The following is a 14,077-nucleotide window of genomic DNA, read 5'->3' on the forward strand; positions in this document are numbered from 1 at the left end:
CAACGTAACCCCCGCGATGACCTTCGCCTCAGAGCTCGGGTCGTGCTGTGTTGTGGCGGGTGCGGGTGGTGCGGGGATCGTCGCGCCCACGCGGCGGAGCCGCAAATCGATACAGCCCGCGCCCCTTGAGTCCGTTCCCCTCAGCCCTTCTTCTTGGCCACGGCCCATTCATGCTGCTTCGCCACGTCGGCCTTCACCTCGGCCAGCTGCACTGCCACCGCGCTCGGGGCCGTGCCACCCCGGCCCTTGCGGGACGCGAGGGCTCCGGGGACGTTGAGGACCGTGCGGACCTCCGGGGTGAGGTGGGACGAGATCTTCGCGAACTGCTCGTCCGTCAGCTCGTCCAGTTCCTTGCCCTCGCCCTCGGCGACCTTCACGCACTCGCCCGCCACCTCGTGGGCCACGCGGAACGGTACGCCCTGCTTGACCAGCCATTCCGCGATGTCCGTGGCGAGGGAGAAGCCGGCGGGGGCCAGTTCCTCCATGCGCTCGCGGTGGACGGTGAGCGTGGCCATCATGCCGGTGAAGGCGGGGAGCAGGATCTCCAGCTGGTCGATGGAGTCGAAGACCGGCTCCTTGTCCTCCTGGAGGTCGCGGTTGTACGCGAGCGGGAGGGCCTTGAGCGTGGCCAGCAGGCCCGTCAGGTTGCCGATCAGGCGGCCGGACTTGCCGCGCGCCAGCTCGGCGATGTCCGGGTTCTTCTTCTGCGGCATGATCGACGAGCCGGTGGAGAACGCGTCGTGCAGGGTCACGAAGGAGAACTCCTTCGTGTTCCAGAGGATGACCTCCTCGGCGATCCGGGAGAGGTTGACGCCGATCATCGCCGTGATGAACGCGAACTCGGCGACGAAGTCGCGGGACGCCGTGCCGTCGATGGAGTTGCCGACGGAGCCGTGCTCGAACCCGAGGTCCTTCGCCACCGCCTCCGGGTCCAGGCCCAGGGAGGAGCCCGCCAGCGCGCCCGAGCCGTAGGGCGACACCGCCGTGCGCGCGTCCCACTGGCGCAGCCGCTCCGCGTCCCGGGACAGGGACTGGACGTGGGCGAGGACGTGGTGCGCGAACAGGACCGGCTGGGCGTGCTGGAGGTGCGTACGGCCGGGCATCGCCACGTCCGGGTGGGCCTCGGCCAGGCCGATCAGCGCGTCCTGGAGCTCGGCGATCAGGCCGCCGAGGACCCGGGCGTGGTCGCGCAGGTACATGCGGAACAGGGTCGCGACCTGGTCGTTGCGGGAGCGGCCCGCGCGCAGTTTGCCGCCGAGGTCGGGGCCGAGCCGCTCCAGCAGGCCGCGCTCCAGGGCGGTGTGCACGTCCTCGTCGGCGATGGTGCCCACGAAGGAGCCGTCGGCGACGTCCGCCTCCAGCTGGTCCAGCCCGGCGATCATCCGGGTCAGCTCGTCCTCGGTGAGCAGGCCCGCCTTGTGCAGCACGCGCGCGTGCGCACGCGAACCGGCGATGTCGTACGGCGCGAGCCGCCAGTCGAAGTGGACGGACGCGGACAGCTTGGCCAGGGCCTCGGCGGGACCGTCGGCGAAACGGCCGCCCCAGAGCCGTACGTCACCGCTGTTGCTGCTCACTTGCGTTGCTCCTAGAGAGGTAGGGATGTGACGCGGACCTTTATATGCCCGCGCCGGGTTCCCGTCGGGTATGCGCCTCGCCGTTCCCGTCGGGCTACGCCCGCAGGTGACGCTGCGCCGCGATCTTCGACGACAGGCTGTAGATGTCGATGAAGCCCTTGGCGGCGGACTGGTCGAAGGTGTCGCCCGTGTCGTACGTCGCCAGGTTGAAGTCGTACAGCGACTGCTCGGAGCGCCGGCCGGTGACGACCGCGCGGCCGCCGTGCAGGGTCATGCGGATGTCGCCGGTGACATGCCGGTTGGCCTCGTCGACGAAGCCGTCCATGGCGCGCTTGAGCGGGGAGAACCACAGGCCGTCGTAGACCAGCTCGCTCCAGCGCTGCTCGACGCCCCGCTTGTAGCGGGCGAGTTCGCGCTCGACGGTGACGTTCTCCAGTTCCTGGTGGGCGGTGATCAGGGCGATGGCGCCGGGGGCCTCGTAGACCTCGCGGGACTTGATGCCGACGAGGCGGTCCTCGACCATGTCGATCCGGCCGATGCCCTGGGCGCCGGCGCGCTCGTTGAGCTGCTGGACGGCCTGGAGCACGGTGACGGGCCTGCCGTCGATGGCGACCGGGGCGCCCTCCTTGAAGGAGATGACCACCTCGTCGGGCTCGCGCGGGGTGGCCGGGTTCTGCGTGTACTCGTAGATGTCCTCGATCGGCGCGTTCCAGATGTCCTCGAGGAAGCCGGTCTCGATGGCGCGGCCGAAGACGTTCTGGTCGATGGAGTACGGGGACTTCTTGGTGGTCGCGATCGGCAGGCCCTTGTCCTCGCAGAAGGCGATGGCCTTGTCGCGGGTCATGGCGTAGTCGCGGACCGGGGCGATGCACCTCAGGTCGGGGGCGAGGGCGGCGATACCGGCCTCGAAGCGGACCTGGTCGTTGCCCTTGCCGGTGCAGCCGTGGGCGACGGTCGTGGCGCCGTGCTTCCGGGCGGCGGCGACGAGGTGCTTGACGATCGCCGGCCGGGACAGCGCGGAGACCAGCGGGTAGCGGTCCATGTAGAGGGCGTTGGCCTTGATCGCCGGGAGGCAGTACTCCTCGGCGAACTCGTCCCTGGCGTCGGCCACTTCGGCCTCCACCGCGCCGCACGCGAGGGCGCGCTTGCGGATGACGTCCAGATCCTCGCCGCCCTGGCCGACGTCCACCGCGACCGCGATGACCTCGGCGCCCGTCTCCTCGGCGATCCAGCCGATGGCGACGGAGGTGTCAAGACCGCCGGAGTAGGCGAGTACGACGCGCTCGGTCACGGGTTCTTCCCCTCATACTGCGATCACTGACCTGCATGATTATGCAGACCTCCGCATGATTCGTCAATGCACCCCGTATCGAGCGGCTGATTCCGGCCATGCCGAGATGACTTTGAAGATCCTTTGAACGCGCGAAACCGCTTACCCGTACCTCTCGCCGAACGCAGGCGCCGCGTTTCGACACCGACGACACCCCCGACCCCTAGTGAGGCATCCGCATGTCCAGGGCTCTTCCGAAGTACAACAAGCGTCGCGTCGGCTTCATCGGCGGCGCCGCCGCGGTGGCGCTGTCCGGCACGGTGATCGCCGGCTTCGCCCTCGCCGGGGAGACGCCCGACAGCGGCGGGACGAACGCCCGGACGCTGGCGGGTCCCGGCACCATCACGTGCCCGGACGTCACCGGCCAGCTGCCGGCGATCCCCGCCTCGGCGCAGGCAGAGGTCGACCGCAACCTCGCCCAGCTGAACACGCAGATCGAGGAGGCCAACAAGCGCCTCGTCGACACCGTCGGCCAGGGCGGCCCCAACTTCGTCCAGAACGCCATCCTCGGCCCCCTGGAGGACAAGCGCGTCGCCGCCCTGAACCGCATCGAGACCGCCATCGGGCGTGCCGCCGAGAAGCCGGAGGGCCTGGAGGCCTTCGCCGCCTGCCAGCTCAACGCCGACGGCGGCGCCGGTGCGGGCGAGGCAGCGGGTGGAGAGGAGGCGGGCGCCGGTGCCGAAGCCGGTGCCGGCGCCGAGGCCGGAGCGGGCGCCGAAGCCGGTGCCGGTGCCGAGGCCGGAGCGGGCGCCGAAGCCGGTGCCGGTGCCGAAGCGGGCGCGGGCGCGGAGGCCGGTGCGGGTGCCGGGGAGGAAGCGGGTGCGGGCGAGGCGGGTAACGCGGGCGCCGGCACGATCACCTGCCCGGACGTCGCCTCCCAGCTGCCGGCGATCCCCGCCTCGGCGAAGGCGGAGGTCGACCGCAACCTGACGCTGCTGGACACGCAGATCGAGGAGGCCAACAAGCGCCTCGTCGACACCGTCGGCCAGGGCGGCCCCAACTTCGTCCAGAACGCCATCCTCGGCCCCCTGGAGGACAAGCGGATCGCCACCGTCAACCGCATCGCCACGGCCATCGGCCGCACGGCCGAGAAGCCGGCCGGTCTGGACTCCCTGGCCGCCTGCACGCTCACCAAGTGAGGTGACAGGCGCCGTGGCCGCCCCGCGTGAGCGCCGACCGGGGCGGCCACGGGCAGGCGCCCGGGGGCGGGGTCCGGCAGAGGTGACCGGATCCCGCAATTCTTTAGACGCGCGAAAGATCTGCACCCATAATCGTTAGACATGGGAAAGACTTATGAGCGCATAGAAGGCCGGCTCCGCTCGTTCATCGAGGCGCAGCCGGTCTTCTTCACCGCCACCGCCCCCTTGTCCGCCGACGGCACGGTCAACCTCTCCCCCAAGGGCCTCAAGGGCTCCTTCGCGGTGCTCGACGACCTCACCGTGGCCTACCTCGACTTCGCCGGCTCCACCGCCGAGACCATCGCCCATCTGCGGGAGAACGGCCGGATCACCCTGATGTGGTGCGCCTTCCAGGGCCCGCCGAACATCGTCCGCGTGCACGGCCGCGGTGAGCCGGTCTTCCGCGACGACCCCCGGTTCCGGGAACTGCTCGGCCACTTCCCGGACATCGATCCGGCGCAGCACGGGCTGCGCGCGATCATCGTCGTGACGGCCGAACTCGTCCGCGACAGCTGCGGCTACGCCGTGCCCTTCATGGCGTACGAGGCGGACCGCGACCTGCACGGCAAGCGTTTCGCACGCGAGGACGACGCGTCGCTCAGCGCCTACTTCACCAAGAAGGAGCACATCGAGACCAGCCTGGACGGACTACCCGGGCTGCCGCTGCCGCTGCCGCCCTCTACGGTCTGAGGCATGCGCCCCGGTGCCGTCGCCCTCGCCGTCTCCTCCCTCGTCGTGCTCGGTGCCGGGCCGCCCGCCCCCTCGTCGCCGCTGCCGGCCCGGATGGCGGACACCGGCGGCGGCACCCAGCTGATCACCGCGGTGGCCCCGGGGAGGGCCTCGACGACGGGCACGGTCACCTGGTGGGACCGCAGGGACGGGCGGTGGGTGCGGGCGGGTTCCGCGCCCGCGCGTTTCGGAGCGAACGGGCTGGTCGAGGGCGCGTCCCGCAAGCAGGGCACGAACACCACACCCACGGGTCTGTACGGCCTGCCGTACGCCTTCGGCATCAAGGCGGCGCCGCGCGGGACGGCGTACCCGTACCGCCGGGTGCACCGGGACTCCTGGTGGTGCCAGGACAACGGCTCCCGCTCCTACAACCGCTGGACCGAGCCCCGCGCGGCCGACTGCCGGGCCGCCGAGTCCGAGCACCTGATCACCTACGGCGAGCGGTACGCGCACGCGCTCGTCGTCGGCTTCAACTACGAGCGTCCCGTACGGGGACGCGGCGCGGGCATCTTCCTGCATGTCAACGGGCGTGGCGCGACGGCCGGTTGCGTGTCCGTGCCGAAGGGCGCGATGCGGACGATCCTCACCTGGGCCGACCCGGCGCGGCGTCCCCACATCGCCGTCGGGACGGCCGGCGGGGCTACCGCCGTCACCCGCTACTAGTAGCGGGGAAGCCGCCCGCACCTCTCCGGGTTACTCCCGGTCACTCCCGTGCGCACACGACTCGGTACGCGGCTGAACACTCCCGTGTCCCGGCACGTATCTGTGGGCCAAGGGTCAAGTCCCCACGGAGGAACCGTGACCACCACGCTCGCAGGCGGCCGTGCCGCCCGCCGCCAGACGATGCGCCGCATCCGCCCGCGCCGCTCCCCGGCCGTACCGCTGCTGATCGCCCTGTGGGCGGGTGCGGCGGCCGTGCTGTGGCTGTGGTGGGACAACACAGCGTCGCTCGCGGACACCTCGGCCAAGATCCTGGCCGCGGGCCGGATCACCGGCCTGCTCGCCGGCTACCTCATGGCGCTGGTGGTGCTCCAGATGGCCCGGGTGCCCGCGCTGGAGCGGCGGGTGGGCACCGACCGGGTCGCCCGCTGGCACGCCATGACCGGCCGCTACACGCTCTGCCTGGTCCTCGCCCACGTCTTCCTCACCATGTGGGGCTACGCCCTCCAGGCGGGCAAGGGGCTCGGCGCCATCGTCCAGCAGACGACCGACTCCATCAACCAGCTGCCGGACATGGGCAAGGCCGCCATCGGCACGGGCCTGCTGTTCGTCATCGGGATCCTCTCGATCGGCGGCGTCCGCCGGCTGATCGGGTACGACACCTGGTACCACGTGCACCTGCTCACCTACGCGGCCGTGTACCTGACGTTCTGGCACCAGATCACGACGGGCAACGAGTTCGCCGTCGAGCCCGCCGCGAAGACCTTCTGGTACGGGCTGTACGGCGCGGTGACCGCGCTCGTCCTCTGGTACCGGATCCTCACCCCGATCCGGCTGAACCTGCGGCACCGGATGCGGGTCGAGGCGGTCATCGAGGAGACCCCGGGCATCGTGTCCGTGCTGATCGGCGGGCGCAAGCTGCACCGGATGGGCGCGGAGGCGGGCCAGTTCTTCCGCTGGCGGTTCAAGGCGCCCGGCATGCGCTTCAGTTCGCACCCGTACTCGCTCTCGGCGGCGCCCCGCCCGGACATGCTGCGGATCACCGTCAAGGCGATCGGTGACCACACCTCCCGGCTGCGCGAGCTCAAGCCCGGCACCAAGGTCTGGGCGGAGGGCCCGTACGGCGCGATGACCGCGCAGCGCCGCAGCCGCGGCAAGGTGCTGCTGGTCGCGGGCGGTGTCGGCATCACCCCGATGCGGGCCCTGTTCGAAACCCTGCCGGGCGCCTCCGGCGACATCACGCTGCTCTACCGGGCCAACAGCACCCAGGACCTGGCCCTGTGGGGCGAGCTCGCCAAGATCGCCGACGAGCGCGGTGCCCGGCTGATGTACGCGGTCAACAGCCCCGACGGGGAACGGCCCGACATCTCCGCGGAGTCCCTCCGGCGGAAGATCCCGGACATCGACGACCACGACGTCTTCATGTGCGGGCCGCCCGGCTTCGCGCAGTCGGTGTACGAGGCACTGCGCGGCGCGGGAGTCCCCGCACGCCGTATCCACCACGAGTCGTTCGAGATGTGAGCGACGGGACATCAACGGCCCTTCAGGAGCTTGAGAAACGATGAGGAAGTCTCACCCCGTCCGGCGTGCCGTGCTCGCCGGCGCAGCCACCGTCTCCGGGATCGTGCTGCTGCTGTCACTGAAGCCGGCCTCCGACCCGGGCGCCGCCCAGGCCGCGGGCGGTCAGCTCCCGCCCGCGGCCGCCGGGCAGGCCCCGCAGGGCGGCGTGAACGGCACCGTCACCGGTGACGCGGCGCAGACGCAGTACGGCGCGGTGCAGGTGCGCCTGACCATGAGCAACGGCAAGATCACTCAGGCCGAGGCGGTCCAGGCCCCCAAGGGCGGCCGCAGCGACCAGATCACCGCCAGCTCCGTGCCGCGCCTCAACCAGGCGGCGGTCGCCGCCCAGAGCGCGGGGATCGACGCCGTGTCCGGGGCGACGTACACCAGCGCCGGCTACAAGAAGTCCCTCCAGTCGGCCCTGGACAAGGCCAAGGCTTCGGCCGGCGGCGCGCAGGGCTCGGGCAACGCCCGGACCGTGACCGGTGACGCGGTGCAGACGCAGTACGGCCCGGTCCAGGTCCGTATCACCGTCGCCGGCGGGAAAATCACTAAGGCCGAGGCGGTCCAGGCCCCCAAGGGCGGCCGCAGCGACCAGATCACGGCCAGCTCGGTGCCCCGCCTCAACCAGGCGGCGGTCGCGGCGGGGAGCGCGGAGATCGACGCGGTCTCGGGCGCCACCTACACCAGCGCCGGTTACAAGAAGTCCCTCCAGTCCGCCCTGGACAAGGCTCCGGCAGGGGGCGGCGGCTCCTCCCAGGCCGCCGGCTCCGGGGGCGGTTCGTCCCAGGGCTCCGGCTCCGGGGGCGGTTCGTCCCAGGGCGCCGGCTCCGGGGGCGGCCAGGCCCAGACTCAGACCCTCACCGGCAGCGTGGCGCAGACGCAGTACGGTCCGGTCCAGGTCCGCATCACCGTCGCCGGCGGCAAGATCACCAAGGCCGAAGCCGTCCAGGCCCCCAAGGGCGGCCGCAGCGACCAGATCACCTCCACCTCCGTCCCCCGCCTCAACCAGGCGGCCGTCGCGGCCGGAAACGCCCAGATCGACGCCGTCTCCGGAGCCACCTACACCAGCGCCGGCTACAAGCAGTCCCTCCAGTCGGCCCTGGACCAGGCCGGTGGCTGACACGGTGGCCGACTCCGCACAGGCTCCCGCCGCGGTACGTCACGCGGAGGAGACGATGGGGACCGTCTTCTCCTTCGACGTCCGCGGCGGGGAACCCGGCGCCGTGCGCGCGGCGGTCGACGAGGCCGTCGCCGGGCTGCACAGGGTCGACGAGGTGTTCAGCACCTACCGCGAGGACAGCCAGATCTCCCGGCTGCAACGCGCTGAGCTGACGGTCGAGGAGTGTGATCCGGAGGTCGGCGAGGTCCTGAAGCTCGCGGCCGAGGCGGAGCAGCTGAGTGACGGCTGGTTCAGCACGTCGTACGGGGGCCGCCTCGATCCGACCGGCATCGTGAAGGGCTGGGCGGTCGAGCGGGCGGCGCGGCGGCTGGCGGCGGTGCCCGGGGTGACCGGAGTGAGCGTCAACGGCGGCGGCGATGTGCAGTTGCTCGGGGCCCCGGGTTCGGAGCGGCCGTGGCGGGTCGGGGTGTCCGATCCCCTGCGACCGGGAGGTCTCGCGGCGGTGATCTCCGCGGCAGGGGTGGACGAGCTGGCCGTGGCCACATCCGGGACCGCCGAGCGGGGCGCGCACATCGTCGACCCGCGTACGGGGCGTTCGGCCGTGACCGACCTGGTCGCCGTGACGGTGGTGGGGCCTCGGCTGACGTGGGCGGACTGCTGGGCCACGGCGGCGTTCGCGATGGGCTCGCGGGAGGGGCTGGCGTGGCTGGAGTCGCTGCCGGGGGTTGAGGCGCTGTTGATCACGGCCGGCGATGAGGTGCGCTGTACTGGAGGTTTGGCGGCGCGGCTGGGGTGAGTCGGGGCTGGGGCGGGGGTTTGCTCAACCCGCGCCGGCGGGGTGCCGCTTGGGACGGGTGCCGCCCTGGGGGTACCTCCCAGGCCCTTAAGGCACTGGGGGAGGCACGAATGCCCGCAGTCAAGCGGACCTTCTTGGGGACGCGGGGGGCTGCGCGACCAGCCACAGCGCACCCGCACACAGCCACCACCGGCAACCCCCACCGGGTGCTCAATGCCCGTTCTGCGCCAGCCTCAGCAAATGGTCGGCCAGCGCCTGCCCCCCGTCAGGGTTCCGGCTGATCAACAGCAACGTGTCGTCACCCGCGATCGTCCCGAGAATGTCGTGCAGCTCGGCCTGGTCGATCGCCGACGCCAGGAACTGCGCGGCCCCCGGAGGAGTCCGCAGGACCACGAGGTTCGCCGAAGCCTCCGCGGAGATCAGCAGCTCCTGCGACAGCCGCCGCATCCGCTCCTCCTTCGCCGACCCGCCCAGCGGCGCGCGCGGCGTGCGGAAACCGCCCTCGCTCGGTACCGCGTAGATCAGGTCGCCGTCGGTGTTGCGGATCTTCACCGCGTTCAGCTCGTCCAGGTCCCGGGAGAGCGTCGCCTGCGTGACGCTCAGCCCGTCGTCGGCGAGCAGCTTCGCCAGCTGGCTCTGCGACCGCACCGGCTGCCGGTTGAGGATGTCCACGATCCGGCGGTGGCGTGCGGTGCGGGTCTGCGGCACGGCGGGCCCGTTCGCCCCCGGCTGCTCGTGGTCCTGCGCCTGGCTCATCGTCGTCTCATTCCCCGGATCGTCCGTCCCCGTCGGCACTCGCGTCGAGGACGCCGGGCAGCGCCCGGAGGAAGGCGTCCACCTCGTCGTCGCCGATGTTCAGCGGCGGCATGAGCCGTACGACGTCGGGAGCGGGCGCGTTCACCAGGAGGCCGGCGTCCTGAGCCGCCTGCTGCACCTGGGGCGCGAGCGGCTCGGTGAGCACGATACCCAGGAGCAGACCCGTCCCCCGGACGAAATCGATCAACTCGTGACCGAGGCCCTCGATCCCGTCACGCAACTTCTCGCTCTGCCGCTTGACGTTCTGCAGCAACCCCTCGTTCTCGATGGTGTCGAGGACGGCGAGCCCGGCGGCGCAGGCGACGGGGTTGCCGCCGAAGGTCGTGCCGTGGTGGCCGGGCTGGAGCAGCTCGGCGGCGCGCCCGAAGGCGACGGTCGCGCCCAGCGGCAGTCCGCCGCCGAGGCCCTTGGCGAGGGTGACGACGTCGGGCAGCACGCCCTCGTGGGCCTGGTACTCGAACCAGTGGCCGGTCCGGCCGACGCCGGTCTGCACCTCGTCGAGGACGAGCAGCGCGCCGGTGGCGGCGGTGATGGCCCGGGCGGCCTTGAGGTACCCGGCGGGCGGGACCACGACCCCGTTCTCGCCCTGAACCGGCTCGATGACGACGAGGGCGGTCTCCTCCGTCACCGCGGCGGCCAGCGCCTGCGCGTCGCCGTAGGGGACGTGCGTGACGTCGCCGGGCAGCGGCAGGAAGGGCTCCCGCTTGCCGGGCTGGCCGGTGAGCGCGAGGGCGCCCATGGTGCGGCCGTGGAAGCCGCCCTGGGTCGCGACCATGTGGGTCCGCCCGGTGAGGCGGCCGATCTTGAAGGCGCCCTCGTTGGCCTCGGCGCCGGAGTTGCAGAAGTAGACCTTGCCGTCGCGGCCGAAGAGCTGGAGCAGCCGTTCGGCGAGCGCGACCGGCGGCTCGGCGACGAACAGGTTGGAGACATGGCCGAGGGAGGCGATCTGCCGGCTCACGGCCTCGACGACGGCCGGGTGGGCGTGGCCGAGCGCGTTGACCGCGATGCCGCCGACGAAGTCCAGGTACTGCTTGCCGTCGGCGTCCCAGAGCCTGGTGCCCTCGCCGCGGACGAGCGGGAGCCTCGGGGTGCCGTAGTTGTTCATGAGCGCGTTCTGCCACCGCGCGGTCAGTTCCTGGTTGCCCACGACGTTGTTCACGACTCCCCCTGTCCGCCCGGTCCCTCGGGCTTCTCGTCGGCCACGACCATCGTGCCGATCCCCTCGTCGGTGAAGATCTCCAGCAGGATCGAGTGCTGGACCCGGCCGTCGATGACCCGGGCGGTGGTGACGCCGCCCCGTACGGCGTGCAGGCAGCCCTCCATCTTCGGCACCATGCCGGAGGACAGGTCCGGCAGCAGCCGCTCCAGCTCGGAGGCGGTGAGGCGGCTGATCACCTCGTCGCTGTGGGGCCAGTCCTCGTAGAGTCCCTCGACGTCCGTGAGGACCATGAGGGTTTCGGCGCCCAGTGCAGCAGCGAGTGCCGCAGCCGCCGTATCAGCATTGACGTTGTAGACATGTCCGTCGTCCTGGGAGCGGGCGATCGACGAGACGACCGGGATGCGGCCGTCGGCGAGCAGGGCCTCGATCGCGCCCGTGTCGATCGCGGTGATCTCGCCCACCCGCCCGATGTCGACGAGTTCGCCGTCGATCTCGGGCTGGTGCTTGGTGGCGGTGATGGTGTGCGCGTCCTCGCCCGTCAGGCCGACGGCGAGCGGGCCGTGCTGGTTGAGCAGCCCGACCAGCTCGCGCTGCACCTGCCCGGCCAGCACCATCCGTACGACGTCCATGGCGTCCTCGGTGGTCACCCTGAGGCCGGCCTTGAACTCGCTGACGATGCCGTGCTGGTCGAGGGCGGCGCTGATCTGCGGCCCGCCGCCGTGCACGACGACGGGCTTGAGACCGGCGTGGTGCAGGAACACCACGTCCTGGGCGAAGGCGGCCTTCAGGTCCTCGTCGACCATGGCGTTGCCGCCGAACTTGATGACGACCGTCTTGCCGTTGTGCCGGACCAGCCAGGGCAGCGCCTCGATGAGGATCTGGGCCTTGGGCAGCGCGGTGTGTTTGCGGGTAGTGCTCATGAGGAGTACGCGCTGTTCTCGTGGACGTAGTCCGCGGTGAGGTCGTTGGTCCAGATGGTCGCGGCCTCGGACCCGGCGGCGAGGTCGGCCACGATGTGCACCTCGCGGTAGCGCATGTCGACCTTCTCGCGGTCCTCGCCGACACCGCCGTTCTTGCAGACCCAGACGCCGTTGATGCCGACGTTCAGCTGGTCGGGCTCGAAGGCGGCCTTCGTAGTGCCGATCGCGGAGAGCACCCGGCCCCAGTTCGGGTCCTCGCCGTGGATGGCGCACTTGAGGAGGTTGTTGCGGGCGATGGAGCGGCCCACCTCGACGGCGTCGTCCTCGGTCGCGGCGTTGATCACCTCGACCTTGATGTCCTTGCTGGCGCCCTCGGCGTCCCGGATCAGCTGCTGCCCGAGGTCGTCGCAGACCTGCCGGACGGCCTCGGCGAACTCCTCGTACCCCGGGGTGACTTCGGCGGCGCCGGAGGCGAGCAGCAGCACGGTGTCGTTGGTGGACATGCAGCCGTCGGAGTCGACCCGGTCGAAGGTCGTCCGGGTGGCCGCCCGCAGCGCCTTGTCCAGTACGTCGTCGTCCAGGTCCGCGTCGGTGGTGAGGACGACGAGCATGGTGGCGAGGCCGGGGGCGAGCATGCCCGCGCCCTTGGCCATGCCGCCCACGGTCCAGCCGTCCTTGGTCACGACGGACGTCTTGTGGACGGTGTCGGTGGTCTTGATGGCGATGGCGGCCTTCTCACCGCCGTGCTCGGAGAGCTGGGCGGCGGCCGTCTCGACGCCCGGCAGCAGCTTGTCCATCGGCAGGAGCACGCCGATGAGGCCGGTCGAGCAGACGGCGATCTCGATGGCGCCCCGCCCGAGGACCTCGGCGACCTTCTCGGCCGTCGCGTGGGTGTCCTGGAAACCCTTCGGGCCCGTGCAGGCGTTGGCACCGCCGGAGTTGAGGACGACGGCGGAGACCTGACCGCTCTTGAGCACCTGCTCGGACCACAGGACCGGGGCGGCCTTCACACGGTTGGCGGTGAAGACGCCGGCGGCGGCGCGGCGGGGCCCGGTGTTGACCACGAGGGCCAGGTCGGGGTTGCCGTTCTCCTTGATTCCGGCGGCGATGCCCGCCGCCGTGAAACCCTTCGCTGCCGTCACACTCACGGCGCAACTCCGATCGTCGTCAGTCCGGTGGTCTCGTCGAGCCCCAGGGCGATGTTCATGCTCTGGACGGCACCGCCGGCGGTGCCCTTGGTGAGGTTGTCGATGGCGCTGATCACGATGATCCGTCCGGCGGCCGCGTCGTACGCGACCTGCACCTGAACGGCGTTCGAACCGTAGACGGACGCCGTGGCGGGCCACTGTCCCTCGGGCAGCAGGTGCACGAAGGGCTCGTCGGCGAAGGCCTTCTCGTAGGCGGCGCGCAGGGACTCGGCGGTGACGCCGTCCGTCGCCTTGGCGCTGCACGTGGCGAGGATGCCGCGGGGCATCGGCGCGAGGGTCGGCGTGAAGGAGACGGAGACCGGCTCGCCGGCGGCCGCGCTGAGGTTCTGGGTGATCTCGGGGGTGTGCCGGTGCCCGCCGCCGACGCCGTACGGGGACATCGAGCCCATGACCTCGCTGCCCAGCAGGTGCGGCTTGGGTGCCTTGCCCGCGCCGGAGGTGCCGGACGCGGCGACGATCACGGCCTCCGGCTCGGCGAGCCCGGCGCCGTAAGCCGGGAAGAGCGCCAGCGACACGGCCGTGGGGTAGCAGCCGGGCACCGCGACGCGCTTGGACCCCTCCAGCGCGGCGCGGGCGCCCGGCAGTTCGGGAAGGCCGTAGGGCCAGGTTCCGGCGTGCGCGGAGCCGTAGAACTTCTCCCAGGCGGCGGCGTCCGTCAGCCGGAAGTCGGCGCCCATGTCGATCACCAGCACGTCCGGCCCGAGCTGCTCGGCGACGGCGGCGGACTGCCCGTGGGGCAGTGCGAGGAACACGACGTCGTGCCCGGCGAGGACCTCGGGGGTGGTCTCCTGGAGCACTCTCCCGGCCAGGGGCAGCAGGTGCGGCTGGAGCGCACCGAGCCTCTGCCCCGCGTTGGAGTTGCCGGTCAGGGCACCGATCTCGACCTCGGGGTGCGCCAGGAGCAGACGCAGCAGTTCCCCGCCCGCGTATCCACTCGCTCCGGCCACTGCCGCACGTACCGCCATGGAACCTCCTCCTCAGGAAGCATGACTATACGTTTCACCGCAGTTTTATGCAATCCCCA

Annotated in this window: 13 protein-coding genes; 6 read left to right on the forward strand and 7 right to left on the reverse strand. The window is 71.4% G+C overall.

The window, feature by feature from the left end; translation table 11 throughout:
* Positions 1 to 140: 140 nt before the first annotated feature.
* Both argH and HDA41_RS07440 read right to left on the reverse strand, forming a co-directional pair.
* The gene (gene argH / locus HDA41_RS07435; RefSeq protein ID WP_184981846.1) at positions 141 to 1,574 is read right to left on the reverse strand and encodes an argininosuccinate lyase; all 1,434 of its coding nucleotides are present in this window, start codon (positions 1,572 to 1,574) and stop codon (positions 141 to 143) included.
* 94 nt (positions 1,575 to 1,668) lie between these two features.
* Positions 1,669 to 2,865, reverse strand: a complete 1,197-nt coding sequence (locus HDA41_RS07440; RefSeq protein WP_184981848.1) for an argininosuccinate synthase — start codon at positions 2,863 to 2,865, stop codon at positions 1,669 to 1,671.
* Between the two features lie 218 nt (positions 2,866 to 3,083).
* On the opposite strand from HDA41_RS07440, the gene HDA41_RS07445 reads away from it, so the two are divergent.
* From HDA41_RS07445 to HDA41_RS07470, 6 genes are all read left to right on the forward strand, one after another.
* A complete protein-coding gene (locus tag HDA41_RS07445) occupies positions 3,084 to 4,043 on the forward strand; it encodes a hypothetical protein (RefSeq protein ID WP_184981849.1) in 960 nt (319 codons plus the stop codon).
* Between the two features lie 141 nt (positions 4,044 to 4,184).
* Entirely contained in the window at positions 4,185 to 4,772 is a 588-nt protein-coding gene (locus HDA41_RS07450) for a pyridoxamine 5'-phosphate oxidase family protein (protein ID WP_184981851.1), read from the forward strand.
* Positions 4,773 to 4,775: 3 nt separating this feature from the next.
* Positions 4,776 to 5,474 (forward strand): L,D-transpeptidase family protein, encoded by a 699-nt coding sequence (locus HDA41_RS07455; RefSeq protein WP_184981853.1) that lies wholly within the window; start codon positions 4,776 to 4,778, stop codon positions 5,472 to 5,474.
* Positions 5,475 to 5,609: 135 nt separating this feature from the next.
* Entirely contained in the window at positions 5,610 to 6,992 is a 1,383-nt protein-coding gene (locus HDA41_RS07460; protein WP_184981855.1) for a ferredoxin reductase family protein, read from the forward strand.
* 40 nt (positions 6,993 to 7,032) lie between these two features.
* Complete coding sequence (locus HDA41_RS07465) at positions 7,033 to 8,154, forward strand: FMN-binding protein (RefSeq protein ID WP_184981857.1); 1,122 nt, start codon at positions 7,033 to 7,035, stop codon at positions 8,152 to 8,154.
* Positions 8,147 to 8,950, forward strand: coding sequence for an FAD:protein FMN transferase (locus HDA41_RS07470; protein WP_230299583.1), 804 nt, complete (start codon positions 8,147 to 8,149; stop codon positions 8,948 to 8,950). The genes HDA41_RS07465 and HDA41_RS07470 overlap by 8 nt, the downstream gene beginning before the upstream one ends.
* A gap of 210 nt (positions 8,951 to 9,160) precedes the next feature.
* On the opposite strand, the gene HDA41_RS07475 is transcribed toward HDA41_RS07470, so the two are convergent.
* Genes HDA41_RS07475 through argC form a run of 5 tightly spaced genes read right to left on the reverse strand, consistent with a single transcriptional unit; the run spans position 9,161 to position 14,018 of the window.
* Positions 9,161 to 9,706 (reverse strand): arginine repressor, encoded by a 546-nt coding sequence (locus HDA41_RS07475; RefSeq protein WP_010045203.1) that lies wholly within the window; start codon positions 9,704 to 9,706, stop codon positions 9,161 to 9,163.
* A 7-nt stretch (positions 9,707 to 9,713) separates the two neighbouring features.
* On the reverse strand, positions 9,714 to 10,913 hold the full coding sequence (locus HDA41_RS07480) for an acetylornithine transaminase (protein WP_184993226.1): 1,200 nt from the start codon (positions 10,911 to 10,913) through the stop codon (positions 9,714 to 9,716).
* Between the two features lie 8 nt (positions 10,914 to 10,921).
* Complete coding sequence (gene argB / locus HDA41_RS07485) at positions 10,922 to 11,845, reverse strand: acetylglutamate kinase (RefSeq protein WP_184981859.1); 924 nt, start codon at positions 11,843 to 11,845, stop codon at positions 10,922 to 10,924.
* A complete protein-coding gene (argJ, locus tag HDA41_RS07490) occupies positions 11,842 to 12,993 on the reverse strand; it encodes a bifunctional glutamate N-acetyltransferase/amino-acid acetyltransferase ArgJ (RefSeq protein ID WP_184981861.1) in 1,152 nt (383 codons plus the stop codon). The genes argB and argJ overlap by 4 nt, the downstream gene beginning before the upstream one ends.
* A complete protein-coding gene (gene argC, locus HDA41_RS07495) occupies positions 12,990 to 14,018 on the reverse strand; it encodes an N-acetyl-gamma-glutamyl-phosphate reductase (RefSeq protein WP_184981863.1) in 1,029 nt (342 codons plus the stop codon). The genes argJ and argC overlap by 4 nt, the downstream gene beginning before the upstream one ends.
* Positions 14,019 to 14,077 lie beyond the last annotated feature (59 nt).

This window comes from Streptomyces caelestis, assembly GCF_014205255.1.
Taxonomy (GTDB): Bacteria; Actinomycetota; Actinomycetes; order Streptomycetales; family Streptomycetaceae; genus Streptomyces; species Streptomyces caelestis.

Bases quoted from the DNA above. Each gene is read 5' to 3' on its own strand.
- argB (WP_184981859.1), bottom strand. From the start codon at position 11,845: ATGAGCACTACCCGCAAACACACCGCGCTGCCCAAGGCCCAGATCCTC.
- HDA41_RS07465 (WP_184981857.1), top strand. From the start codon at position 7,033: ATGAGGAAGTCTCACCCCGTCCGGCGTGCCGTGCTCGCCGGCGCAGCC.
- HDA41_RS07455 (WP_184981853.1), top strand. From the start codon at position 4,776: ATGCGCCCCGGTGCCGTCGCCCTCGCCGTCTCCTCCCTCGTCGTGCTC.
- argC (WP_184981863.1), bottom strand. From the start codon at position 14,018: ATGGCGGTACGTGCGGCAGTGGCCGGAGCGAGTGGATACGCGGGCGGG.
- HDA41_RS07450 (WP_184981851.1), top strand. From the start codon at position 4,185: ATGGGAAAGACTTATGAGCGCATAGAAGGCCGGCTCCGCTCGTTCATC.
- HDA41_RS07445 (WP_184981849.1), top strand. From the start codon at position 3,084: ATGTCCAGGGCTCTTCCGAAGTACAACAAGCGTCGCGTCGGCTTCATC.
- HDA41_RS07475 (WP_010045203.1), bottom strand. From the start codon at position 9,706: ATGAGCCAGGCGCAGGACCACGAGCAGCCGGGGGCGAACGGGCCCGCC.